Consider the following 23,680-nt stretch of genomic DNA (forward strand, 5'->3'; position numbering starts at 1 on the left):
CGCATGATCAGTGATTAGAATAACAACCTAGGCCTTTAATGAGCCCTAGTCTAACCTCTCAATCACGAAGAGTTAAGGGGAAATACCCGTAATATGTCGATATTTCGTACTTTTTTGTATCTGCTAAGCCTAAGCTTAGTTGTTGCCTGCTCTGAGCAACATGAGCAATCCACTGCACGTTATGAACATGCGGCTAAAGGTGCGTTTGCATCTGCTATTTCGCATGATGGCAAATACAGCGTGATCTCATCTATACACCATGGGGTCGCGCTGTGGGATAATCAACAGCAGGTATTAAAATACCAATGGTTTCAACAACAAGCTCAAGATAGCCTCGTTCACACTGTGGCAATCTCTTACGACAATAGCCATGCTGTCACCGCAGAAAAGTCCACATTTGCTGTGTGGGACATTAACTCAGGTAAAAACACGGGCTACTATAAAATACACGCCTCAACAATTAGAGATATCGCGATTAGCAACCAAGGACGCAGCGTGTTATATGGCCGCGCCGACGGTGTAGTCGTTTACCTCGACTTAGAGACCGGAAGACGCATAGAGTTCCTTGGCCACCAAGAAAAAGTGAATGTTGTTGACCTTTCACCGAATGGTCATTACGCAATCAGTGGTTCTAATGACTATGTTGCCTACTTTTGGGATACCCGTACAGGGCAAGTTATACATCGCTTTAACCACCCGACTCGCGTTACTCAAGTCGCCCTCGATCCACAAGGCCGCTATGCATTTACAGCTGACAGTATGAAGCAAGCAAATGTATGGCAACTGACTACAGGTGATCTTGTTAGCAAACTGGCGTATATTGCGCGTCAGAAAATTTTTACCGCAGTGCGTTTTAACGATGAAGGCACCTTAATCGCAACCGGGTCACCCAATCGACTTGTTGAATTATGGCAGCTAGACTCAGGTAAAAAATTGCAAACGTGGCAAGTGGTTCCTCGTGAAGGAAGTCGCCCGAAATCGGCCGTGGTGTTAGATGTTGCGTTTACTGATAACAACCAAGCGTTATTAACCGAAAGCTCCAGCGGATTCGCTGAAAGTTTTAATGTAAGAGAATCAAATGAACACAATTGAACATCGTCTAATGGAACTTGAAGCAAAAGTCGCTTTTCAAGATGAAACAATTGAAATATTAAATGATGAGCTTAAAGCGCATCAGCAACAGCTTGCAAAAATGAAGCGCCAGACTGAATTGCTTGCAGAAAAAATTAAAGAAGCACAACAACCTTCTTTAATGTCGCAGATGCATGAGCCGCCTCCGCCACATTATTAATATTGAAAAATTTAGCCGGGTTAATCGCCCGGCTTAAACACCCCAATCACTTGTTCAAACTGGCGTGTTGAGGCTTGTACTGCTTTTTCTGGCTGAGTCATTTTATGGCCACACTGCACACATTCTACTTTCTCAACATCATGCTCTTTATAAAGCATCATCGTATCCATCGCATTACACTCTGGGCATGATGCCCCTGCGATAAAGCGTTTTTTTTGTCTCATACATGATCTCCGGTGCCATTTAGGCGGCTATTTTAGCCTAATAATTCTGTGTTTGATACGATTGCGAAGCCTAATACGATCCGTGTTATGATATGCGCAATTAAAACTGTGGTGTGCAAGTAAACTTTCATGATCCAAATTTCAGACATCGAGCTTCTTCGTGGTGGTAATGCCTTATTAAAAGGTGCCTCTGCAACCTTATTCCCTGAGCATAAAGTAGGCCTAGTCGGGGCTAATGGCTGTGGTAAATCCACATTGTTCGCGCTATTAAAGTCTGAATTACAACTCGATGCTGGTGAATGCAGCATTCCTAAAGACTGGTCCATTTCTTCTGTAAAGCAAGAAACACCGGCTCTCGATATTAGTGCGCTTGATTACGTACTCCAAGGCCATCCTGACTATTACACACTCAGAATCGCACTACGCGAAGCCGAGCAAAATAATGATGGCGCGGCACAAGCAAAGGCACATATTGGTCTTGAAAATATCCAAGGTTACAGCATTGAAGCAAAAGCCGGTGAACTGCTACATGGTTTAGGTTTCTCCAATGAGCAAATTGACAACCCTGTGAGTGCCTTTTCGGGGGGGTGGCGTATGCGCTTAAACTTGGCACAAGCCCTTATTCGCGATGCCGATTTATTGCTTTTAGATGAGCCAACCAACCACTTAGACCTTGATGCTGTTTACTGGTTAGAGCGCTTTTTACGCGCCTATACTGGCACACTTGTGCTTATCTCACACGACCGTGAGTTTCTCGATGCGGTGGTTGATCAAATTTGGCATATCGACCAGCAAAAAATTAATATTTATAAAGGCAATTACTCGCAATTTGAACGCCAAAAAGCAGAGCGCTTGTTACAGCAACAGGCCATGTTCGAAAAGCAACAAGAACAAATTGCGCATCTTGAACAGTTTATTACTCGCTTTAAAGCCAAAGCAAGTAAAGCGAAACAAGCACAAAGTCGGGTAAAAGCACTGGAGCGTATGGAAAAGCTGGCGCCAGCACATGCTGATTCACCCTTCGATTTTGAATTCGCTGAACCAACCGCACTACCGAACCCGCTCATGACACTTGACCAAGCCAAAGCGGGCTATGGCGATACCACCATTTTACACAGCATTAAGCTTAACCTCGTACCGGGCAGCCGTATTGCCTTGCTTGGGCGAAATGGCGCGGGTAAATCAACGCTAATAAAATTATTAGCTGGAGATCTCAAACCGCAAGCGGGCGAAGTGTTTCAGCATCAAGGATTAAATATTGGCTACTTTGCGCAGCACCAACTCGAATCGCTGGATTTAAGAGCCAGTGCCGTTACGCATTTACAACGTTTAAATCCGCAGGCAACAGAGCAATCACTGCGCGACTTTTTAGGGGGCTTTGCATTTTTTGGCGATAAAGCACTTGAGCCAGTTGCTCCATTTTCGGGTGGCGAAAAAGCACGTTTAGTACTGGCTATGTTGGTGTATCAAAAGCCCAACTTACTGTTACTCGATGAGCCCACCAACCACCTTGATTTAGAAATGCGACATGCTCTTGTAATGGCTCTACAAGGTTTTGAAGGGGCAATGGTCACCGTATCGCACGATCGCCACATGTTGAAAAACACAGCCGATGAATATTACCTTGTTGATAACGGAGAAGTAACCCAGTTTGGCTATGATCTTGACGCGTACTACCAATGGTTACTCAATGCGAACAAAGAAGCTGCAAAAACAACTGAAGACAGCGCACCGAAAGCGCATTCAAGCATCAATCGTAAAGAACAAAAGCGCTTAGAAGCCGAGTTTAGAAAATCAGTGCAACCACTTAAAAAGCAAATTGAAAAGCTCGAAAAGCAGCTCGATAAACACTCAGCGGAATTAGCTGAAATCGAAGAGGCACTTGGCGATAACGCGCTTTATAACGATGACAACAAAGCAAAACTCAAAGAGTTACTCGCAAAACAAGCGACATTAACGCCAAAAGTAAATGACATCGAAGAGGAGCTACTGATGGCCCTTGAAGAAATGGAAGAAAAAGAACAAGCGTTTGCCGATGAACTTGCTTAACAGTGACGATTTTTGGCAATTTGCATGTCAGCTTTATAGTAAAGATGACATGCAAGCACGCCTGTTAGATTACCAAAACCAGCAAGGTAAAAACGTTAACCTGTGTCTGCTATTGTATTATTTAGATTCTCTTGAGCTTGCTTTAAACAACACTCAACTTAATCAGCTTGAATTATGCATTATTGAATTTGACGAGCAGGTATTAAAGCCTCTACGTAAGACTCGCGCCTACCTAAAAGCCAATCAAACCGAAATTGCTGATTACGCCACGATTCGTATAGACCTACTCAACGCCGAGTTAAAACTCGAAAAGCAGCAACAAGGAATGTTGATAGATGCGGTAAATAAATTTAGATTAGTTACGTATCCGGAGCCGAATAATATTAGGTTGTATTTACTTGAACTGTAAATTGTAAGTAATTTGGGGCAAGCTTGTGTTTAGGGTGTAGTTAGGTCAATCATGACTAAAACCATTGCCCACGGGGATTCATACCTGTAGGAGCCAGCTTTAACTGCGAATATATCTTTATCTGTCTCACCGTCTTTTCTTTGTAAAATTTTAAAGTAATTTATTCACTATGAGGTTAGAGGCGCTACGCTTTAGGGGGTAGTAAGTAAAAGCTATACAGCGCTTCTGTAGGTCGTGCTTTAGCGCGTTAATCTCAATAGAGTAGTCATTGTCACCATAAGCGACGACTTACAGACTCAAACCTTAAGCCATTCCATCAGTGAGCTTCATTGGATTTCACTCTACCCAACAGAATTCATAAAGTTAAATTTAAAACCTCCAGCCAAGCACAACTGAAAAATCTTGTATATCATGCTGATATTTAATTGTTCCGCTATAGTCGTATTCTTTAGACTCTTTGATACCTAGCAACGAATATTCTACACCCAAGTAAAAGTGCTCTGTAAATAAATATTCTAAGCCAATTGCTGCGTATAAATCATTGCCACTTTCTTGATACTGGATATTGTCAGTCGGCACTAGTTTGGTAGGATTAGCATCTTTATATTCCCAATGAGCTACACCAAACCTCGCATTGATAGAAAAGTCTTTAAATATTTCTGACTTTCCTTTAATTCCAAAACGAATTGATTCTACTTCTAAAGGTACTCTTACTTGCATAGATTGTTTATAATCACTGGGGAAATGAGCCGGTATTGATATCGTATACTCATTTACTGATTCGCCATGCCTATGCTTTGCAATTTCAAACGCAAGATATTCATTGAATTCATAACCTAATCGAAAGCCAAAAGAATCTGAATTTAATGTAGAAGAGTAGCTATCACCTAAATCATGATCTTGATATGTATGAATTTTATTTTTAGCTTTGCCAATTAATATTTCAGAAACTACAGTAGCCTGAGTATAGGTAGGTAATAAGACTAAAACTCCCAACAAAATAATTTTTTTCACTTTATTATCTCTATTTTAATAAAATTGAACTCCCAAAAACAGGGCGCATTTTAGCGTAAGTTAATTGAAGATATACAATAGTAATACTCTTTTTCACAAGAAATTAAATATAAACCAACTTGCCATTACTAGCTTGGTCCTCACTAACTCCTTTTAATTTTTTGATCCAAATCAACTTCTAAATCGCCTTGTGTAGCTTCAGGAAAATAGCTTGATCTGGATCATATCACCCACCCCAAAGCCAGCCTATGATTAACCCATAGACATTAGGAGGCACAACCATGAACGTATTCTTTAGAGATTTTTTTAGCGACCCCGTCTTATTTATGTCATTTGGCATTTTGGCAGTTGTTATCGTTTTATGCCTTTTTTACGTCGGATATTTCATCAAGAAAGTTCACGACGCAGAAGTTCCTAAGTAAGAATTAAGCACGACGCACAAAGCCCCCATCCAATTTTATTGTTTAGGGGCTTTTTATTTGCAACAACACAAAATTGCCACCTGTTCTAAAAAAGCAAAAACTTGCTACAATGGGCGCTTGTTTTGTCTTGAAAGTGTCAACTATGTTACCTGAGTTTAAGCCTGCGTGGTGGATGCGCAATCGCCATTTGCAAACCATAATGCCGCGCTTCTTTCGTCCTTTTCATAATACACGCTACGACTTATCAACAATCGACACCCCAGATGGTGACTTTTTAGAACTTGCTTGGGCACAGCCACACAATGAACATGCTCCATTAGCCATTGTGTTACACGGCCTAGAGGGCAACATTAATAGCTTTTATGCCAAAGGCATGATGAAAAAGCTCAAGCAGCAAGGCTTTGCGGTAGTGCTCATGCACTTTCGTAATTGCTCACGCGAAGTTAATCGCCTTGCGCGTGCTTATCATAGTGGCGAGACCGAAGATTTACGCTTTTTTATCAACCACCTAAAAAACACATTTCCCTCACGTCCTCTTTTCGCTGTTGGCTTTTCGCTAGGCGGTAATGTGCTTGCTAAATATTTAGGTGAGCAAGGTAGCCAATCGAACTTACATGGTGCAGCCGTGGTATCGGCTCCTTTTGATTTATCGGCATCATGCGAAGTAATACGTAAAAGTTTAGGTAAAATTTATCAAAAGTATTTGCTTGATCGCATGAAAAAATCAATGCAAAGAAAGCTGCCACAAATAGAACAGCAAATTAGTCTTACCCCAGAAAAGTTAATGGCTATTGATGACTTATGGCAGTTCGATAACTTACTAACGGCTCCCTTGCATGGTTTTGCTGGCGCTGAAGATTACTATCAACAAGCAAGCGCCAAACCGTTTTTAAAAACGATCGCAACACCGACACTTATTGTGCACGCAAAAGATGACCCGATGCTATCAATTAAAGCCGTGCCCGATAGCACAGATGTCAGTGAACATGTTACTCTGCGTATCTCCGAAAAAGGCGGCCATGTTGGTTTTATTAGCGGTAATAATCCGTTTAAACCCGAGTACTGGCTTGAGCGTATAGTGCCTGAGTATTTTCAACAGTTAGTTAAAAAGAGCAGTGATGATCATTCCACACGAAAAACTTGATAAAGAGACACTTTACAATTTAATTGAAAGCTATGTATTACGTGAAGGCACTGACTATGGCGAGCAAGAGGTAAGTATTGAAAGTAAGGTGGCGCAGGTTACTCAGCAACTAAAAAAAGGTGACGCAATGGTGTTCTTTTCTGAACTACATGAATCTGTCACCATTATTTCAAAAGCCGAGTTTATCGCATTACAAGCCGACCCAGAGTATCAAGCGTCGTTTAACGACTAAACTTGTAACTTTTTCTACAACCCTTCACAATGGCTTTTTAACTTTAAAGAGCCATTAAGAATGAAAAAACTAAGCTCATTGGTTGCCGCTGTTTCGTTGGCCTTAATCAGCCAAGCTCATGCAAGTGAGACGACGGCATCAGATAAAGCCATCAAACTAGCAAAAGACACGATTTTAATTGATACACACATTGATGTGCCTTACCGTATTCACGATAAATGGGCCGATGTAACTAAAGCGACTGATGACGGCGATTTTGACTATCCGCGTGCAGTGCAAGGCGGCCTAAACGCCCCTTTTATGTCAATTTACATTCCAGCTAACCTCGAGTTTGAAGGCAAAGGTAAAAGCTACCAACTTGCTAATCAGTTAATCGATAGCATGGAAGCCATTGTACAGCGTGCCCCAGATAAATTTGCAATGGCTGATTCAACAGCAGATATCAAAGCACACTTTAAACAAGGTAAAATGTCGTTGGCAATGGGGATGGAAAATGGTTCACCGATTGAAGGTGACATGAAAAACCTGAAGCATTTTTATGACCGTGGTGTGCGCTACATCACCCTTGCTCACTCGCAAAGCAATCACATTTCAGACTCTTCTTACGATATTCGCCGTAAGTGGAAAGGCTTAAGCCCATTTGGTAAAGAGCTGGTCAAAGAGATGAACAACATCGGTATGCTTGTAGACGTATCGCATATTTCAGATGATGCGTTTTACCAAGTCATGGAAATTTCGAAAGTACCAGTGATTGCCTCTCACTCATCGCTGCGTAAATATACGCCAGGCTTTGAGCGTAATATGAATGACGATATGTTATTAGCACTCAAAAAGAATGGCGGTGTTATTCAAATCAACTTTGGTTCAAGCTTCGTAACCGCTCAAGCTGGTTCTTGGTATGATCAGCTAAAAACAGCAAAAGCAGACAAGAAGAAGGAAGGCACGAAGCTCAGCAAAGATTTTGACGCAGCTTATCGTGCTAAGAACCCATTCCCGTTTGCAAGCCTTGAGCAAGTACTTGACCATATCGACCACGTAGTCGCGCTAATAGGCATTGATTACGTCGGTATTGGCTCTGACTACGATGGTGTTGGTGACTCACTGCCTGTAGGCTTAAAGGACGTGTCTAGCTACCCTAATCTTGTACAAGGCCTTATAAATCGAGGCTATAGCGATAAAGATATTAAAAAGATCTTAAGTGGCAACATGCTTCGAGTTTGGCAACAAGCTGAAGAGTACGCAAAAGCGCATTAAACTAACCTCATTATCACCATCTTAAAAGCGCAGTTAATGCGCTTTTTTATTGATTGCAACATCGTTTATTGATTAAAAAAATAGCATGATTTAATCTGATGATTACACAGAAGTAATTAGGATGATGTGACATGGCTTCATGGCAAGGAAATGTTGCGCTTGTATTTGCAACCGCTGCATTAGGCATAACGTTATACAACCAGTTTGGGGCATCTAAGCCACTCAACAAACCGCAACCCGCAAAGTACGATTTTTCATCTGTAAGTGGTAGCGTTCCCCTTGAAGACAGGGAAAACCTCGTCGCATTGCATGGCTATATTCTAGACCTTGAAACTCGAATTAACGCACTAGAACAAAGTAGCCCTAAAATTGAGCCAACTTTAATTGCAGAACAAATCGATAAAGTCATCGAACAACGCGAAAAAGAACGTATTGCAGAAGCAACCAAAAGAAATCCATCGGTTAATTGGTTTAGAAACTTGCCTGATGATTATCGTCAGCGCATTAAGGCCGATCAACACTATGCAAACAAATCAATTAACGACGCATTTTCTGCACTACTAAATATCAATAATAGCGATGACGACCGTTTGGCAGCCTATGGGCAACTTAAAATGACGTTAGGCATGCTCAGACGTGATCTAGATGAAAATCAACACACAGCCGTTGTCGACGCGATGCTCAATATCAGTGAGTATACAAGTGAACCAACCACACGAATTCATGCCATAGAGAATCTATCGCGACTCGATTCTGTTTCACCAAAACTAGCCGACTACTTTCAAAAGCTCTTGCAAAGCGACGATAACGACTATGTTCGTAGCGTGTCAGCCAGTGCCCTTGTGAGCCAATTTTATCGTGCTAATCAACTCGATAAAAAAGAGTTTGCTCTTGAGCTTGCACAGCGTATTCAAAGCTTAGAATCAAGTGGCGATAGTAAAGTAGCTGATATTATGACCGACAGCCTAAAACACCCACGACTAAGAGAAGAATTAAACAAAGTACTTGGAAATAGTGGTTAGTAGCGAGAAGCGAGAAGCGAGAAGCGAGAAGCGAGAAGCGAGAACAAAATAAAGCCACGTTAACCTCAAGCAAACTTTTTGATGTTTAATCACACCAGTAAGTAACCCCCGCTCGGTAACTGACTTCTAATATCTACCTTCTAATATCTACCTTCTAATATCTACCTTCTAATATCTAACTTCTAATATCTATTTTCTCATCCATAAAAAAACCCGAGACTAAGCTCGGGTTTTTCTTGAATGCTTAATGCATCACTATAGTTGATTACTCAACGATAGTTGCAACAACACCAGCACCAACTGTACGGCCACCTTCACGGATAGCGAAGCGTAAACCTTCGTCCATCGCGATTGGAGCGATTAGCTCTACAGTCATCTTGATGTTATCACCAGGCATTACCATTTCAACGCCGTCTGGTAACTGTACGTCACCTGTTACGTCAGTTGTACGGAAGTAGAACTGTGGACGGTAACCTTTGAAGAATGGAGTATGACGGCCACCTTCATCTTTAGAAAGTACGTATACTTCTGAAGTGAATTTAGTGTGTGGCTTGATTGAACCAGGCTTACAAAGTACTTGACCACGCTCAACGTCTTCACGCTTAGTACCACGTAGAAGTGCACCGATGTTCTCACCCGCACGACCTTCGTCTAGAAGCTTACGGAACATCTCAACACCTGTACATGTTGTCTTCGTAGTTTCTTTGATACCTACGATTTCAACTTCGTCATTCACGTTGATGATACCAGCTTCAACACGGCCAGTTACAACTGTACCACGACCTTGGATTGAGAATACGTCTTCGATAGGCATGATGAATGGCTTATCGATGTCACGCTCTGGCTCTGGGATGTATGAATCTAGCGCTTCAGCTAGTTCAATGATTTTCGCTTCCCATTGCTCTTCGCCTTCTAGGGCTTTAAGTGCTGAACCTTGGATTAGAGGTAAGTCGTCACCTGGGAAATCGTACTCAGAAAGAAGTTCACGAACTTCCATCTCTACTAGCTCAAGTAGCTCTTCGTCATCAACCATGTCACATTTGTTCATGAATACGATGATGTAAGGTACGCCAACCTGACGAGAAAGTAGGATGTGCTCACGTGTTTGTGGCATAGGACCGTCAGTTGCAGCAACTACTAGGATTGCGCCGTCCATTTGAGCAGCACCAGTGATCATGTTTTTAACATAATCGGCGTGTCCTGGACAGTCTACGTGTGCGTAGTGACGAGTTGGTGTATCGTACTCAACGTGTGAAGTTGAGATTGTGATACCACGCTCACGCTCTTCTGGAGCGTTATCGATTGATGCGAAGTCTTTAGCTGTACCACCGTATACTTTTGCAAGTACGTTAGTGATTGCTGCAGTTAGGGTAGTTTTACCGTGGTCAACGTGGCCGATTGTACCAACGTTTACGTGCGGTTTTACGCGTTCAAACTTTTCTTTTGCCATGACGGAACCTATCAGTTTTGTGTATCTAGATTACATATGAAAATAATCCACCGAGGGTAGATTAATTTAATTTTTTCAAATTTCAAATAGTTTTTTCTGACAGATAAAGGGAGATAATAAGATAAGTTCTCGATACTGGTGCTGATAGGCAGATTTGAACTGCCGACCTCACCCTTACCAAGGGTGCGCTCTACCAACTGAGCTATATCAGCAACACCAGAGTCTGGAGCGGGCAGCGGGAATCGAACCCGCATCATCAGCTTGGAAGGCTGAGGTAATAGCCATTATACGATGCCCGCATAGGAAACTGTTCTTAAACTACCTCTAACCGTCAAGAATAAAGTGGTGGAGGGAGCTGGATTCGAACCAGCGAAGGCTGAGCCGTCAGATTTACAGTCTGATCCCTTTGGCCGCTCGGGAACCCCTCCACGAAAATTCTTTACTAAGTCACTTCCGGTAAAAGGAAAGTGGTGCCGACTATCCGAGTTGAACGGATGACCTACTGATTACAAGTCAGTTGCTCTACCAACTGAGCTAAGTCGGCACTGCTTTAGTACGGGGCGAGATTCTAAGGTAAGGTTTATTGGGATGCAACAATAAAATTAAAAAAAGTGTGAATTTATGTGTTAAACGCTCACAATTCAGGCAAATCCACGGTTTTTTACTGTTTTATTGTTAATTCACGCCAATAATTCAGTCCTTTAAAAACCAAAACACTATCAAATTGACTGCCAGAAAATAGATCAGCAAGTAATTTTCCATAGCCACCGGCAAATAATAAACAACAATTTTGCTGATCAACATGCTGAACAGCTTGCTCAATTGCCCCCATTGTCGCAACGAGCGCGCCATTTTTTAAACCATTAGGTGTATTACACCCTAAATCGGTGGCAAAAGGGGTGTGCTCATCGTCAAAAACGCGCTGAGTATTTTGCGTTAATGAGCGGGTCATTAAATCGAGCCCAGGCACAATCCAACCACCTAAGTGCTGACCCTCTTTATTCAATACATCAATTGTGGTCGCTGTCCCCGCATCAACAATAACACAATCTTTCTCTGGGTATTCAGTGTATGCAGCGATGACAGTAAGCCAGCGATCGATCCCCAAATTTTGATACTGCTTATAAGCACAGGTTAATGTTGCAAGCTCAGCGGTTACTTTAGCTTCGAAATAAGGAATTGCATGTTGTTGTGCCTGCGCAAATAGTGGCATAAGTCGCTCTGTGCTCCCCACACACGCATAAACCATGTCTGTAACATGCGACCATGGAATGGCATTGAGCTCACATGCTTGATAACGCTCATTATCAAAAAGTACGGCCTTAATTGCCGTATTACCCACATCGACCAATAATCTCATAGTTCAGCCTTACGCAGTGATATTTCACCACCGTAATAACTTTTAACCTCACCATCTTGGCGAATGCGAACGCCGCCTTGGTGATCAATCCCCTCACATATACCGCGCCAACTTCGATGGCCTGTATTGAGCTCCACACATTGACCTGCAAATGCGTTTAACTGATTCCATTGTTTATACATGTCATTTAAACCTGTTTGACGGTATTGCGCCAAACGTTGCTCAAGGTAAAAGCACAGATACGCCACGAGTTTATTTTTCTCAAGGCCTTTTACATGTTGGCTCAAGTCTGTCCATGCTTGATCAATATGCTGGCTGACACTGTCTGGCATATGCACGTTTATACCTATGCCGATAACCAACTGACATGGTCCTTGAGGTTGACCATCAAGCTCAACCAACACACCCGCTAGTTTTTTTCCGTCTAAATAAATGTCGTTTGGCCACTTTAACTCCACATCCAGTTGATAAAGTGCCTTTAAGGTATCGTATACCGCAAGTCCAACAGCAATCGACACACCCATTGCAGCTTGTAAGCCATCGTCTAGACGCCAAAAGTAGCTAAAATATAAGTTTGCACCAAATGGCGATTGCCAAACCCGACCTCGTCTGCCTCGTCCTGCTTGCTGCATTTCTGCAACGAGTACAGTGCCAGAGTCTAATGGGGTGTCACTCTGAATACGGCGCATTAACTCGCTATTGGTCGAATCAATAATTGACTGCACTTCAACGCATGCGGTATTTCCACCAAGCTCAGCATAATAGTCATTAATTTTACTTCTATGCAAAAGCCCCGCGCTATTATTCAGGCGGTAGCCTTTCCCTGTCACTTTAAAAATATCCAATCCCATTTCTTGTAACGAGTGAATATGTTTTCCAACTGCGGCCCTGCTAATTCCTAGCTGCTCACCTAATTGCTGACCCGAAATAAAACCACCTGAATTGAGCGCATTTAAAATTGCGAGTTTATTTCCATCTGGCGCCTTCATATTTGTGACTCCAAGTGAATATGACATTCGTGATCGGCATTCATTAAGCGCACTTCATGTTGCAAAGCAATGTGGTATTTTTGCCACACGTGTTGTTGCACATAATTCACCATGGCAATCAGGTCATCGCCGGTGCTGTTGCCATGATTAACTAACACCAAAGCTTGCTGCTGATGTACTTCAACGCCCGCAATACGGTGACCTTTTAAGCCAGCCTGTTCAATTAACCAACCTGCAGCTACTTTGTGGTGTTGTGCGTCGACAAAATAATGGGGCATATCTGGGTATTTTTTTAATAAGTCAGCGAGTTGCTCATTGCTAATCACAGGGTTTTTAAAAAAGCTACCTGCATTAGCAAGTTCACTTGGGTTAGGTAACTTACTATTTCGAGTCGCAATAATCTGCTCAAACACCTGTTGCGCAGTCGGGTTATGTAGCTGTTGCAGTGGCCCATAATGTAATATTGGCTGCCATTGTTTGGGTAAGGTTAGCCCGACTTTCGTGATCACTGCTTTATTTTTAAGTGCATGTTTGAATATCGAATCACGGTAGCCAAACAGGCACTGTTCTTTGCTTAAACGGTTAATACTCGCAGATGCAATATCGAAGTACTCTACATAGCTAATAAACTTTTCAAGCTCGACACCATAAGCACCAATATTTTGCACCGGGGCTGCACCTACCGTACCGGGGATCAGCGCTAAGTTTTCAAGCCCAGGCATATCGTTGGCAATCGTCATGCTCACTAATTGATGCCAATTTTCACCTGCAGCAACATGTAAAAGGAAATGATCGTTTAGCTCTTCAATTTCAATCCCTTTAGTGGCCATATAGATTACCGTCCCTTGGTAGTCGGTTAAAAATACCGTATTACTACCCTCGCCTAAAATACAAAACGGTGCAGAGAAATCGGTATTAACGAGCTGCTCTACGTCATCTATTTGATGGAAATGCTGACAATGGCTTGGCAATGAAAAGGTATGAAAAGGTTGCAGGGACTGAGCCACAAAACGCCTCAAAGGTTACCGGTAACTAATCGCATTAGTGTAACCTATCATCGCAAAATACGCATCAGATTGTAAAAATCACTCAACCCACTGTATTAATCATGTTATAAAACGGGTTCTTTTTTCATTTGTGTTCCAAGGTTATTATGAAGTTTAAACCATTATTTTTAAGTCTTGCTATGGCAGGCGCATGCTCTCAAGCAACTGCTGACGCAATTAGCCAGCACACCTATGCAAACTTAGATGACGTAACAACCACTCACCTATTACTAGATTTAGATGTTGATTTTGATGACAAGCAACTAGAAGGGTTTGTTGAGCATACGCTAGATTGGCACAATGCTAGCAGCAAAACTCTGGTACTTGATACTCGCGATTTAGATATCGACAAAGTTATGTATCAAGATAAAAAAGGCGGCTGGCACAAAGCCGACTTCACTCTTGCGGCACGCGATGACGTAAAGGGCTCAAAATTAACAATTAAATTTAAAAGCCAAGCGGTTAAAGCTCGTATTTACTACAATAGCCGCCCAGAAGCCTCAGGATTACAATGGTTAACGCCTGAGCAAACAGCCAGTAAATCACACCCATTCATGTACAGCCAATCACAAGCTATTCATGCGCGTAGTTGGATACCTGTGCAAGACACACCAGCAATGCGTGTTACGTATTCTGCGCGTATTCATACACCTAAAGATATTCGCGCAGTCATGAGTGCAGACAATAAAGATGCGTTGTACAAAGATGGTGATTACTTATTCGATATGCCACAACCTATTTCGCCATACTTAATCGCGATAGGGGCTGGTAACTTAGAATTTAAAGCCATGTCTAAGCAGACAGGTATTTTTGCTGAGCCAACAATTTTAGATGCGTCGGTTGCTGAGTTCAACGACACACAAGCAATGATCGACAAAACTAACGCCATGTACGGTGAATATGCTTGGGGGCGTTATGACTTATTAATGCTTCCACCTAGCTTCCCATTTGGCGGTATGGAGAACCCACGTTTATCGTTTATCACCCCCACCGTTGTTGCAGGCGATAAGAGCTTAGTTAACCTAATCGCTCACGAACTCGCACACTCATGGTCGGGTAACTTAGTGACGAACGCAACATGGGAAGATTTATGGTTAAACGAAGGCTTTACCTCTTATGTTGAAAACCGCATCATGGAAGAAGTTTTTGGTCGTGACCGTGCAATCATGGAGCAAGCTTTAGATGCAGCAGGTCTGCGTGCTTTACTTAAAACACTTCCTGCTCCAGACACGCGCCTAAACTTAAAGCTTAATGGTCGTGATCCTGACGATGCATTCAGCTCAGTGCCTTATACTAAAGGGCAGCTGTTTCTTATTTACCTAGAGAATAAATTTGGTCGCGATAAATTTGACCCATTTGTAAAAGGTTATTTCGACGAGTTTGCATTTAAGTCACTCACGACAGCCCAATTTGTTACTTACATAAAAGCAAACCTTATCGACAAGTATCCAGGCGTAGTGAGCATGGATAAAGTAAACGAGTGGATTTTTGAGCCAGGGTTACCAACTGATGCTCCTAACCCAACATCTGATGCATTTGATAAAGTCGATACAGTGACAAAAACATGGTTAAACAATGAGATCGATGCGGCAGAATTGCCGACTGCTGAATGGACAGTGCATGAGTGGTTACATTTCCTCAATAACCTCCCTCGCGATTTAAGCATTGAGAAAATGGCTGAGCTTGATAAACAATTCAACTTAACTCAATCAACCAATGCTGAGCGTGCATTTGCATGGTTTATGCTGGCTGTAGGCAATGGCTATCAGCCTATTTACCCTGCTTTGGACAAGCACTTGTCTGGTATTGGCCGCCGTAAATTAATAGTGCCACTTTATAAAGCACTGATTAAAAACGGCAAAAAAGACTGGGCGCACGATGTGTACTTAAAAGCACGTCCGGGTTATCACCCGCTAGCACAAGGTACCGTTGACGACTTATTTTCAAAATAAGACGCTTCTAAATGTAAAAAGGCGCTGAATATCAGCGCCTTTTTTAATTCTCAATACTATTGACTTACTTTTTGTAAAAACGCTCGACGCTCTTCTGGGCTAGCTTGTTGCCACCAAAATTCCAACATGGCAGCTGCATTTGGCATTTTTTTCAATCCAGCCTGACCACCAGACACGTTTGCAGGCAGGGTGACTGGTGCCGCGGTCGCCGGTTTGTTCTTTGCAGCAACAACGGGAGCCGTCGCAACCGCCTGCACAGGAGCCGAAACCGCTCGGTAATTCACAATTGATAAAGGCATAGCCAGTTCACTGCCTTTGGCTTTTAGGCTCACTTGCGGTGACTCAGCAAACACTTCAGCAGCAACGGCATTACTCGCACGATTAAACACTAAATCATAGTTTTTGCCTTGTTCAACCGTCACTTCAACCCAAAATGGTTCGGATTCAACGACTTGATGATCATCGTAGCCTTGTTCGTAAAGATCTGTGTACTTCAGTTTTAACTGATATGTTCCAGGAGCAAGCTCAACATCGTCAACACGACTAAAAAATGATTGTTCAATAAGACGGTCACCTACTTGCAAAGGGACAAATTCCTCAGGAAAGTGGATTGTCTCAGCTAAACTACTGATACTATTGAATAGCATTAACGCACTGCTTAGTAATACTAACTTACGCATGATCACTCCTTGGTTGTTCATTTGCGACAGTTTCAGTTTGACACTGCAAATAAAGTTTGTCATTAGTGAGCGGGTAATTAAGCCAATTTTAAAAGAGGTAAATATGAGCCAAGAGACTATTTTTACAAAAATTATTAATCGTGAGATCCCTGCGGATATCATCTATGAAGATGAGCAGTCACTTGCCTTTAAAGACATTAACCCACAAGCCCCCTTTCATGTTTTGATCATTCCTAAAACACCCATTGCGACCATAAATGATATCAGTGAAGAACATGCTCCTTTGGTAGGTCATCTTTATGTCGTAGCCGCAAAACTTGCAAAGCAGTTTGGTTTTAGTGACGACGGCTTTCGTGTGGTTATGAACTGTAATGATCATGGCGGTCAAACCGTGTACCATATACATCTACATATGTTAGCTGGTAAAGAAATGGGTTGGCCTCCTTATCAGGACAAGAAAAAACAAAATATCTAGCACTTTGCTATGTAAAAAATTGTAAAAAGTCGAACTAATATACTATTATTGATTATTATGAATATATATCAGTTAGTTAACATATTTAGTTACGTTAACTAACTGTATTTTTTGAAACAAAATAGACACAAACTGTACTTTTCCTGCATAAGACTCAGAAATTTCTAATACGAAAGGGGTGGATTGCATGGTAGGATGAATCAGTCAACTTTATTCAAGAGTGTATAAATATGAGTAGTTCAGCTTTTTTATTATTAGATCCAGAACCAATTAACACGATTGGTGTTAACGTATTGGAGCCGTTGTTAAAAACACAAGGTCTAACTGTTACATCTGGGACTGATATATCTGAAGTGCCAGAAGGTACACGCTTATTATTCATCGAAACATCGAGCACAGATGCCTGGGGTAAATTAAAAGAACAACTAGTTAACCTACGCATTAAGTGCGATATTGTACTATTCAATCTTGACGAAAACCCAGAGATTGCTAACCGTGCACTATTAAGTGGTATTCGTGGTGTTTTTTACACGACTGATAACGCTGATGTATTGATGAAAGGCATTCGTTTATTGCTTGAAGATCAATTGTGGTACCGCCGCGAAATAATGTGCAATGCTTTAAACCGCATGCTGCAATTTAATAAAGATGCCCTGCACAAACTAACTGACGGTAATATCGAGCCTGTTAAGCTAACTAAACGCGAAAAAGCCATCATCTCATTGATGAGCAAAGGTTCGAAAAATAAAGAGATTGCTGAAGATTTAAGTATCAGCCCACACACTGTTAAAACGCACCTTTATAGTGCATTCAGAAAAACGAAATGCCGAAATCGCATCGAGCTTTTATCGTGGGCACAACAAAATATCCCAGACGAAATACGCTAAACTCTCTTCTTTAAAAAAACAGACGCACAATGCGTCTGTTTTTGTTTCTAGTTGCTAAACACCCAAATAGACTTTATGCTCGAAGATGTTCGTAATCCTCGGAAAAGCCATGCTCGATTCAGTCACCTTATACTACACAAGTGCAGCCATGATGGCGGTAATGACACTCCTTAACTATTTGACATGGCGAGCAAATAAAAGCATTCCGGGCACCTTGCTCTATATTTTCTATCCTTTAGTGATGTTCACTTCGGTGCTGAGTTTTGCACTTCTCGGTCATATCAATGATATTGCAAGTATCACCATTGCAAACGCCTTATTATTCAGTGCTTCTATTATTCATGTACTCGCTATTTGTCAGTTCTTAAATGCCAAGTGTATAGGGTTTAGAGCATTTATAGGGATAACCGGGGTATTAGCACTGAGCATGATCTATTTAGCGACAGACAATGCTGAGCTTAGAAACCGGATTTTAGTATCTGATTTACAACACATTATTGAGGCCTTATTTCTACTTGCCTTATTCATTCGCAATGGCCGCAAAAGTTATCCGAATGGCAGCATTGTTTATATCTTAATATTAACGATTATTCTTGCCATATTTACAGGCAGAACACTGATGATGGGCGATGTCAGCACCGCTAATTTACTTTCCGAAAATTGGTTTAGTATCACCCTATTCATTAATGGGGTGATTGCACCGATGTTTTATGCCACAGGCATGGCAATTTTGTGTAATGAACGCCGCGAGCAACACCTTAACCAGCTTACTGAAAAAGCACATAAAGATCTTGAAATTCGCGGCTTATTCTTATCAACCATTAGTCATGAAATTCGCACTCCCCTCAATGGCATACTGGGAAGCGCTCAACTGATCATGAATCAGTCGAGCGACCCGCGAGATAAACCATACTGTGAAGCCATTATTAATTCAGCAGAGTCACTGAACTTACTGGTCGACAAAGTGCTCGACTATGCAAGCTTAGATCAGCGCGATGAAGCCCTCTACGAAGAAGATGTCGAATTTAAAACATGGTTAAACAACTTATGCTTATTACTCAGTCCGCTTGCAGAACAAAAGCACCTGAAATTTGAGCTGATTTACGATTTACCCGAACAGGCTTGTTACTATTGTGACCAGCAAAAGCTTAGACAAGTAATTATTAACCTTGTTGGCAATGCAATTAAATTCACTGATAAAGGCTCTGTAAAAATCCACGTCAAACTGCTCAATGAAGGGCAGCTAGACCATGTCGTTCGGATCAGTGTGATTGATTCAGGCCCTGGTATCGAAGATGAAGAAATCATCTACCTAACCGAACCTTATGTTCAAAGCAGTGCAGGAAAAGAAAAAGGTGGCACAGGCCTTGGCCTTGCTATTACAAGTCGCCTTCTCGAAAAGCTCGGTAGTAAGCTCAACATAAGTAGTGAGCTTAACAAAGGCAGTGTTTTTAGTTTTGATATCACACTCACAATTGGTGAACTTAGTCTTGTTGAGCAACGTCATCAATCGAAAGATTATGTGACCGGTTTAGATGTTTTGTTAGTGGAAGATCTCGACTTAAATCAAAAAATTGCCATTGAATTTATGGCCGATGACGAGCATAAAATAAAACTCGCAAAAGACGGTAACAGCGCAATTGAGCTGATGCAAAAACATCATTTTGATGTGGTACTACTGGATATGAATTTGCCCGACCTGACAGGTCAAGAAGTATTAAAAAAACTAAAAAATATCGACCATTTAAATCAACGCACGCCAGTCCTCGCTTTCACTGCGAGTCTGAGCCCCGATGAAATAAAAGAATACTTAGCGTTGGGGATTAAAGATATTGTCGGTAAGCCAATTAAACAACAAAAGCTGCGCCAAGCATTGAGCGACTCGCAAACAAATCAAGCTGCCAGCATTGCCGTCGAGCTGCGTGACACCTTATATGACGAAACAGCAGCAGCTGCACTCATTAGCTCATTTAATGAAGATGAAGTGTCTTCTATTTATAATGAGTTTGTTCTCTCGGCGCGGAATAAACTGATACGAAGCCAACAACTTGTTGAAGATGATAAAGATCAATGTATTAAACTACTGCATCGCCAAGCAAGTACCGCCTTACAGCTCGGCTTCAATCGTTACGGCTTAGAGCTGAAAAAGATCGAGCGTAAGTTACTCGATAATAAGCCCTTAAAAGAATCACTCACCGATGCCCTAGTACTTTGGCAAGACAGCCTACAAGCGTACTTAAACCATGTGAGAAGTGAGCTAGGTTAGTGAGTTTAGATTAACAAAGTAAATCTGCCCTTACGGATGGTAATACTCTTTTTGTTTCATTACGCCGAGAATTAAATCATCCGCTCATTCGACTAACGACTGACCTCTGAGGCTTAACAATTACTCCCTCCCATATTCATCTTCAAACCGTTCGATATCACTTTCATCAAGTATCGCCCCAGTTTGTACTTCAATGACAATGAGGGGCTCATCATGACAATTGGCAAGGCTATGAATTTGCTGGGCGGCAATATAACAAGACTGATCGGCACCGAGTTCAAACTTATCATCTCCCACATGTACACTGGCAATGCCCGAAACCACAACCCAATGCTCGGCACGGTGATGATGACGCTGAGTTGAGAGTTTCGCACCACAATTAACGATAATTTTCTTAACCTTAAACCCAACACTCTCAACCAAAGTGCGGTAATTGCCCCAAGGTCTGAATACGGCTTGATGGTGCGTCAATTTATCGTTGTCTCGTTGCGCGAGTTGTTTAAGTAATTCAGGCAACTTATCAAGGGCTTTTTTATCTGCGACGAGGGTGGCATCGTGGGTATGTATAATCGCCTTATTGCGAATTCCCAAAGCTGCAATCGTGTGATCAGCTTCACTAATCAGCAAATTATTTTCACTATCAATACTCACTCCCTGCGAGCCCAAATAATTACCAAATTGATCTTTGTTAGCAATTTTTGAAAGGGCTGAGAAGCTGCCCACATCACTCCACGTTAAATCAACCGGAAGCATAGCGACATTTTCACTTCGCTCAAGAATAGCGTAATCAATTGAGTCACTTGGGCATGTTTTCAGTATGTCTGCGTTGGGTCTCAAAAAACCGAGATCTTCAGTAAAATAGGCTGCTTGTGCGATACTACTGGCTATTTTTGGCGCAAACCGTTTTAACTCAGATAAGTACACATCAGCGAAAAATAAAAACATACCGCTATTCCAGCTAAACTCACCACTGGCAATGTATTGCTCAGCAAGTTTAAGCACTGGCTTTTCCTTAAATTCAGCGACTTTGTAACAGCCATCACGGTGCAGTGGTGGGCCTTGGCGAATATAACCATACCCTGTATGCGGCTCCGTTGGGGTAATTGCAAACGTAACGAGTTGCTGAGCCTCTGCCAAGGCTACGGCATCATCTAATCGCGCAAGTAGCTTTTCAAAGTCACAGATATAATGATCTGCAGGCATTACCAATAACGGGCCTAGTAAACCATTTTTCTGCGCATATTCAGCCGCTAACGCAATAGCTGGCGCGGTATTTTTGCCCTCAGGTTCAAGTAAAAGAGTCACATTTTTAGATACGTCTAATGCCTGTGATTTGGCAATAAATCGATGCGCTTCATTACACACTAATATCGGTGCATTAAATTGCGAACCAGTTACCCGCTTTAAGGTGCTTTGCAGTAGCGATTCATCACTTAGCAAAGGTAAAAATTGCTTAGGCATGGCCTTGCGTGATAACGGCCATAGGCGTGAACCTATGCCACCAGCAAGAATAACAGGGGTAATTTTGCGACTCATGATTGCTTGTAGTTAATAAACCAACCATGAGTTTAACAAATTTTTAGCGATGCGGCTTAGATCAACTGAAATTGATCCGCGTCTAAATGCGCAGGAAAAGCACGCCGAAAATCCTCTAATGCGGATATATCAAGGCGCTGAATTATGATACCCGATTGGTTATCATCGAGCGCTGCTAATGTATCCCCTTTAAAATCGTATACTGCAGTGCCGCCATTATGATCAACCTCATTGCCATCTGGCCCAATACGGTTGACACCGACCACATAACAGACATTTTCCATTGCGCGCGCTTTTAATAAGGTATCCCAAACATGGCGACGTGCCGCAGGCCAGTTTGCAACATTCACCATGAGGTCATAGTCATTGCAGTTACGTTGAAAAACAGGGAAGCGTAGGTCGTAACACACCTGCGGTAAAATGCGAAAGCCTTTGATATTGAAAATTTCACGCTGCTTACCCGCCTCAACATAGCGGCCTTCGTTCCCTAAACAAAATAAGTGACGCTTGTCGTAAAACTTTACCTCACCATTTGGCCACACCCAGTAGAAACGATTTGCTTTCTTATCACCGTGAGACACTAATACCGACCCAGCGATGACTGCATTTTTTTGTTTTGCAGTGGCTTGTAACCAGTTAACAACGTCACCTTGCTCAGGCTCACTACAGTCAAGATTGATGGCAAACCCTGTCGCAAATGTTTCGGGTAACACGATTAAATCAGCCGGCTCAGTTAAATCGTCAAGCAGCTCAGAAAAATGCGCAAGATTTGCCTGTTTATCTAGCCAATAAAGTGAGGATTGTACAAGGGCAAGCGTTAAAGCTGACATAAAATCTCCGCGGCACGCAACAGCGTGTCATCATTTTTTGCAAAACATACTCGTATGACCTTATCATTACTTGGGCTGTTGTAAAATACACTAAGCGGTACTGCTGCAACGCCTGCTTGCTCTACCAACCAATGACAAAACTCCACATCATTTAGGTCTGACACATCACTGTAATCAAGCAATAAAAAATATGTGCCTTCACTGGGCAAAAGGGTAAAACGGCTATCTTGTAACGCGTTACTGAGCAAATCACGCTTATGTTGATAAAAATCCGCTAGCCCATCAACATGTTCAGGCTCCAGTTCTAACATATCTGCTAAAGCATGTTGTGCTGGGGTAAAACTTGAAAATGTCACGTATTGATGAATCTTACGAAACTCAATCATCAGCTCAGCGGGGGCAACACAGTAGCCCATTTTCCAGCCTGTGCTGTGGAATGTTTTCCCAAAGCTTGAAATAACAAAGCTGCGTTCAAATAATTCTGTATCCGTGAGCGCACTAACATGTGCAGCACCATCAAAGGTGATGTGTTCATACACTTCATCGCTTATCACGTATAAGTTGTGTGCTTTAACTAAGGCCTTCAGTGCTGCAATGTCGTCAGCTTTAAGTATTTTGCCACTCGGGTTGTGTGGTGTATTGATAATAATAGCGCGCGTTTTTTCGCTCATGACCTCTGCAACCGCGTGCCAATCAATCCGATAATCAGGCGCATGTAAGGCAACATGTACACTGCGTCCCCCTGCTAATTCAATCGCGGGCTGGTACGAATCATAGGCAGGGTCGAACACCACCACTTCATCACCGTCTCTTACCAGCGCTTGAATTGCCACAAATAATGCTTCGGTTGCACCCGATGTCACCGTGACTTGCTGCTCATAATCTATATTGTTATGGTATTTTCTCGCAATCAGTGCTGCTATTTGCTGCTGTAAACGCACAATACCACTTGACGGAGCATATTGATTAACCCCTTCAAGTACATAATGATTTAACTGTTTTTTTAGTAAATCAGGGGCGTCAAATTCAGGAAAGCCCTGAGATAAATTAAGTGCTTGATGCTGATTCGCTAAAGCAGTCATTTGACTAAAAATACTGGTGCCTAAATTCGGCAATTTACTTTCAAACACAGAGGTTCCTTAAAGATG

General features: G+C 42.1%; 23 protein-coding genes and 4 tRNA genes. 13 read left to right on the plus strand and 14 right to left on the minus strand.

Annotated elements, in window-relative coordinates; genetic code table 11:
- Positions 1-93: 93 nt before the first annotated feature.
- Positions 94-1,092: a WD40 repeat domain-containing protein gene (locus H3302_RS15240; protein WP_036973471.1), complete on the plus strand. Its 999-nt coding sequence runs from the start codon at positions 94-96 to the stop codon at positions 1,090-1,092.
- Positions 1,079-1,291: a SlyX family protein gene (locus H3302_RS15245; RefSeq protein ID WP_036973473.1), complete on the plus strand. Its 213-nt coding sequence runs from the start codon at positions 1,079-1,081 to the stop codon at positions 1,289-1,291. The genes H3302_RS15240 and H3302_RS15245 overlap by 14 nt, the downstream gene beginning before the upstream one ends.
- A gap of 20 nt (positions 1,292-1,311) precedes the next feature.
- Here the strand turns inward: H3302_RS15245 and H3302_RS15250 are convergent, their stop codons facing one another.
- Positions 1,312-1,515, minus strand: a complete 204-nt coding sequence (locus H3302_RS15250; RefSeq protein WP_036973475.1) for a YheV family putative zinc ribbon protein — start codon at positions 1,513-1,515, stop codon at positions 1,312-1,314.
- Between the two features lie 129 nt (positions 1,516-1,644).
- Between H3302_RS15250 and H3302_RS15255 the strand changes: the two genes are divergently transcribed.
- Together H3302_RS15255 and H3302_RS15260 are read left to right on the plus strand one after the other, a co-directional pair.
- Positions 1,645-3,564: an ATP-binding cassette domain-containing protein gene (locus H3302_RS15255; protein ID WP_036973477.1), complete on the plus strand. Its 1,920-nt coding sequence runs from the start codon at positions 1,645-1,647 to the stop codon at positions 3,562-3,564.
- Positions 3,551-3,973, plus strand: a complete 423-nt coding sequence (locus H3302_RS15260) for a TIGR02444 family protein (protein ID WP_182395787.1) — start codon at positions 3,551-3,553, stop codon at positions 3,971-3,973. The genes H3302_RS15255 and H3302_RS15260 overlap by 14 nt, the downstream gene beginning before the upstream one ends.
- 369 nt (positions 3,974-4,342) lie before the next feature.
- On the opposite strand, the gene H3302_RS15265 is transcribed toward H3302_RS15260, so the two are convergent.
- Positions 4,343-4,987 carry an outer membrane beta-barrel protein gene (locus H3302_RS15265; protein ID WP_051501944.1) on the minus strand — a complete coding sequence of 215 codons (645 nt, stop codon included), beginning with the start codon at positions 4,985-4,987 and terminating at the stop codon, positions 4,343-4,345.
- A gap of 281 nt (positions 4,988-5,268) precedes the next feature.
- Here H3302_RS15265 and H3302_RS15270 point away from each other — a divergent pair, with 281 nt between their 5' ends.
- The 5 genes from H3302_RS15270 (at position 5,269) to H3302_RS15290 (ending at position 9,061) form a co-directional block, all read left to right on the plus strand.
- Complete coding sequence (locus H3302_RS15270; RefSeq protein ID WP_074989877.1) at positions 5,269-5,409, plus strand: DUF3149 domain-containing protein; 141 nt, start codon at positions 5,269-5,271, stop codon at positions 5,407-5,409.
- Between the two features lie 142 nt (positions 5,410-5,551).
- The gene (locus H3302_RS15275; RefSeq protein ID WP_036973479.1) at positions 5,552-6,553 is read left to right on the plus strand and encodes a hydrolase; all 1,002 of its coding nucleotides are present in this window, start codon (positions 5,552-5,554) and stop codon (positions 6,551-6,553) included.
- Positions 6,528-6,785 (plus strand): YheU family protein, encoded by a 258-nt coding sequence (locus H3302_RS15280; protein WP_036973480.1) that lies wholly within the window; start codon positions 6,528-6,530, stop codon positions 6,783-6,785. The genes H3302_RS15275 and H3302_RS15280 overlap by 26 nt, the downstream gene beginning before the upstream one ends.
- A gap of 60 nt (positions 6,786-6,845) precedes the next feature.
- The gene (locus tag H3302_RS15285; protein WP_075594311.1) at positions 6,846-8,039 is read left to right on the plus strand and encodes a dipeptidase; all 1,194 of its coding nucleotides are present in this window, start codon (positions 6,846-6,848) and stop codon (positions 8,037-8,039) included.
- Between the two features lie 131 nt (positions 8,040-8,170).
- Entirely contained in the window at positions 8,171-9,061 is an 891-nt protein-coding gene (locus H3302_RS15290) for a HEAT repeat domain-containing protein (protein ID WP_036973483.1), read from the plus strand.
- 265 nt (positions 9,062-9,326) lie between these two features.
- Here the strand turns inward: H3302_RS15290 and tuf are convergent, their stop codons facing one another.
- From tuf to murB, 8 genes are all read right to left on the minus strand, one after another.
- On the minus strand, positions 9,327-10,511 hold the full coding sequence (tuf, locus tag H3302_RS15295; RefSeq protein WP_036971551.1) for an elongation factor Tu: 1,185 nt from the start codon (positions 10,509-10,511) through the stop codon (positions 9,327-9,329).
- A 136-nt stretch (positions 10,512-10,647) separates the two neighbouring features.
- A tRNA-Thr gene (locus H3302_RS15300) sits at positions 10,648-10,723 on the minus strand.
- A gap of 12 nt (positions 10,724-10,735) precedes the next feature.
- Positions 10,736-10,810: transfer RNA gene (locus H3302_RS15305), tRNA-Gly, on the minus strand.
- Between the two features lie 44 nt (positions 10,811-10,854).
- Positions 10,855-10,939, minus strand: a tRNA-Tyr gene (locus H3302_RS15310).
- A gap of 40 nt (positions 10,940-10,979) precedes the next feature.
- Positions 10,980-11,055: transfer RNA gene (locus tag H3302_RS15315), tRNA-Thr, on the minus strand.
- A 117-nt stretch (positions 11,056-11,172) separates the two neighbouring features.
- Positions 11,173-11,871, minus strand: a complete 699-nt coding sequence (locus tag H3302_RS15320) for a type III pantothenate kinase (RefSeq protein WP_074989484.1) — start codon at positions 11,869-11,871, stop codon at positions 11,173-11,175.
- Positions 11,868-12,860, minus strand: coding sequence for a bifunctional biotin--[acetyl-CoA-carboxylase] ligase/biotin operon repressor BirA (gene birA / locus H3302_RS15325; RefSeq protein WP_074989485.1), 993 nt, complete (start codon positions 12,858-12,860; stop codon positions 11,868-11,870). The genes H3302_RS15320 and birA overlap by 4 nt, the downstream gene beginning before the upstream one ends.
- A complete protein-coding gene (murB, locus tag H3302_RS15330; RefSeq protein ID WP_118844735.1) occupies positions 12,857-13,867 on the minus strand; it encodes a UDP-N-acetylmuramate dehydrogenase in 1,011 nt (336 codons plus the stop codon). The genes birA and murB overlap by 4 nt, the downstream gene beginning before the upstream one ends.
- 146 nt (positions 13,868-14,013) lie before the next feature.
- On the opposite strand from murB, the gene H3302_RS15335 reads away from it, so the two are divergent.
- Positions 14,014-15,858 (plus strand): M1 family metallopeptidase, encoded by a 1,845-nt coding sequence (locus tag H3302_RS15335; protein ID WP_182395790.1) that lies wholly within the window; start codon positions 14,014-14,016, stop codon positions 15,856-15,858.
- 56 nt (positions 15,859-15,914) lie between these two features.
- On the opposite strand, the gene H3302_RS15340 is transcribed toward H3302_RS15335, so the two are convergent.
- Positions 15,915-16,538 (minus strand): DUF2057 domain-containing protein, encoded by a 624-nt coding sequence (locus tag H3302_RS15340; RefSeq protein WP_065979445.1) that lies wholly within the window; start codon positions 16,536-16,538, stop codon positions 15,915-15,917.
- A gap of 103 nt (positions 16,539-16,641) precedes the next feature.
- Here H3302_RS15340 and H3302_RS15345 point away from each other — a divergent pair, with 103 nt between their 5' ends.
- The 3 genes from H3302_RS15345 to H3302_RS15355 all read left to right on the plus strand — a co-directional run bounded on the left by H3302_RS15345 (position 16,642) and on the right by H3302_RS15355 (position 20,166).
- Entirely contained in the window at positions 16,642-17,013 is a 372-nt protein-coding gene (locus tag H3302_RS15345; RefSeq protein WP_065979446.1) for a histidine triad nucleotide-binding protein, read from the plus strand.
- Between the two features lie 230 nt (positions 17,014-17,243).
- Complete coding sequence (locus H3302_RS15350) at positions 17,244-17,900, plus strand: response regulator transcription factor (protein WP_036973496.1); 657 nt, start codon at positions 17,244-17,246, stop codon at positions 17,898-17,900.
- 109 nt (positions 17,901-18,009) lie between these two features.
- A complete protein-coding gene (locus H3302_RS15355; protein WP_118844736.1) occupies positions 18,010-20,166 on the plus strand; it encodes an ATP-binding protein in 2,157 nt (718 codons plus the stop codon).
- Between the two features lie 120 nt (positions 20,167-20,286).
- Here the strand turns inward: H3302_RS15355 and H3302_RS15360 are convergent, their stop codons facing one another.
- From H3302_RS15360 to H3302_RS15370, 3 genes are read right to left on the minus strand one after another with little or no spacing between them, the layout of a single operon-like run.
- The gene (locus tag H3302_RS15360; protein ID WP_178387092.1) at positions 20,287-21,702 is read right to left on the minus strand and encodes a mannose-1-phosphate guanylyltransferase/mannose-6-phosphate isomerase; all 1,416 of its coding nucleotides are present in this window, start codon (positions 21,700-21,702) and stop codon (positions 20,287-20,289) included.
- 56 nt (positions 21,703-21,758) lie between these two features.
- Positions 21,759-22,532 (minus strand): amidohydrolase, encoded by a 774-nt coding sequence (locus H3302_RS15365; RefSeq protein ID WP_182395792.1) that lies wholly within the window; start codon positions 22,530-22,532, stop codon positions 21,759-21,761.
- Positions 22,520-23,662: a methionine aminotransferase gene (locus H3302_RS15370; protein WP_182395794.1), complete on the minus strand. Its 1,143-nt coding sequence runs from the start codon at positions 23,660-23,662 to the stop codon at positions 22,520-22,522. Before H3302_RS15370 ends, H3302_RS15365 begins: the two co-directional genes overlap by 13 nt.
- Between the last annotated feature and the right edge of the window lie 18 nt (positions 23,663-23,680).

The sequence above is a fragment of the Pseudoalteromonas sp. MT33b genome (assembly GCF_014117385.1).
Lineage (GTDB): Bacteria > Pseudomonadota > Gammaproteobacteria > Enterobacterales > Alteromonadaceae > Pseudoalteromonas > Pseudoalteromonas lipolytica.

Excerpts from the sequence above, each read along its gene's own strand:
- H3302_RS15350 (WP_036973496.1), top strand. The coding sequence starts at position 17,244 with ATGAGTAGTTCAGCTTTTTTATTATTAGATCCAGAACCAATTAACACG.
- H3302_RS15280 (WP_036973480.1), top strand. The coding sequence starts at position 6,528 with ATGATCATTCCACACGAAAAACTTGATAAAGAGACACTTTACAATTTA.
- H3302_RS15270 (WP_074989877.1), top strand. The coding sequence starts at position 5,269 with ATGAACGTATTCTTTAGAGATTTTTTTAGCGACCCCGTCTTATTTATG.
- H3302_RS15365 (WP_182395792.1), bottom strand. The coding sequence starts at position 22,532 with ATGTCAGCTTTAACGCTTGCCCTTGTACAATCCTCACTTTATTGGCTA.
- H3302_RS15290 (WP_036973483.1), top strand. The coding sequence starts at position 8,171 with ATGGCTTCATGGCAAGGAAATGTTGCGCTTGTATTTGCAACCGCTGCA.
- H3302_RS15255 (WP_036973477.1), top strand. The coding sequence starts at position 1,645 with ATGATCCAAATTTCAGACATCGAGCTTCTTCGTGGTGGTAATGCCTTA.
- H3302_RS15340 (WP_065979445.1), bottom strand. The coding sequence starts at position 16,538 with ATGCGTAAGTTAGTATTACTAAGCAGTGCGTTAATGCTATTCAATAGT.
- birA (WP_074989485.1), bottom strand. The coding sequence starts at position 12,860 with ATGAAGGCGCCAGATGGAAATAAACTCGCAATTTTAAATGCGCTCAAT.
- H3302_RS15360 (WP_178387092.1), bottom strand. The coding sequence starts at position 21,702 with ATGAGTCGCAAAATTACCCCTGTTATTCTTGCTGGTGGCATAGGTTCA.
- H3302_RS15275 (WP_036973479.1), top strand. The coding sequence starts at position 5,552 with ATGTTACCTGAGTTTAAGCCTGCGTGGTGGATGCGCAATCGCCATTTG.
- H3302_RS15345 (WP_065979446.1), top strand. The coding sequence starts at position 16,642 with ATGAGCCAAGAGACTATTTTTACAAAAATTATTAATCGTGAGATCCCT.
- H3302_RS15260 (WP_182395787.1), top strand. The coding sequence starts at position 3,551 with ATGAACTTGCTTAACAGTGACGATTTTTGGCAATTTGCATGTCAGCTT.
- H3302_RS15245 (WP_036973473.1), top strand. The coding sequence starts at position 1,079 with ATGAACACAATTGAACATCGTCTAATGGAACTTGAAGCAAAAGTCGCT.
- H3302_RS15240 (WP_036973471.1), top strand. The coding sequence starts at position 94 with ATGTCGATATTTCGTACTTTTTTGTATCTGCTAAGCCTAAGCTTAGTT.
- tuf (WP_036971551.1), bottom strand. The coding sequence starts at position 10,511 with ATGGCAAAAGAAAAGTTTGAACGCGTAAAACCGCACGTAAACGTTGGT.
- H3302_RS15250 (WP_036973475.1), bottom strand. The coding sequence starts at position 1,515 with ATGAGACAAAAAAAACGCTTTATCGCAGGGGCATCATGCCCAGAGTGT.
- H3302_RS15285 (WP_075594311.1), top strand. The coding sequence starts at position 6,846 with ATGAAAAAACTAAGCTCATTGGTTGCCGCTGTTTCGTTGGCCTTAATC.
- H3302_RS15335 (WP_182395790.1), top strand. The coding sequence starts at position 14,014 with ATGAAGTTTAAACCATTATTTTTAAGTCTTGCTATGGCAGGCGCATGC.
- H3302_RS15320 (WP_074989484.1), bottom strand. The coding sequence starts at position 11,871 with ATGAGATTATTGGTCGATGTGGGTAATACGGCAATTAAGGCCGTACTT.
- H3302_RS15355 (WP_118844736.1), top strand. The coding sequence starts at position 18,010 with ATGCTCGATTCAGTCACCTTATACTACACAAGTGCAGCCATGATGGCG.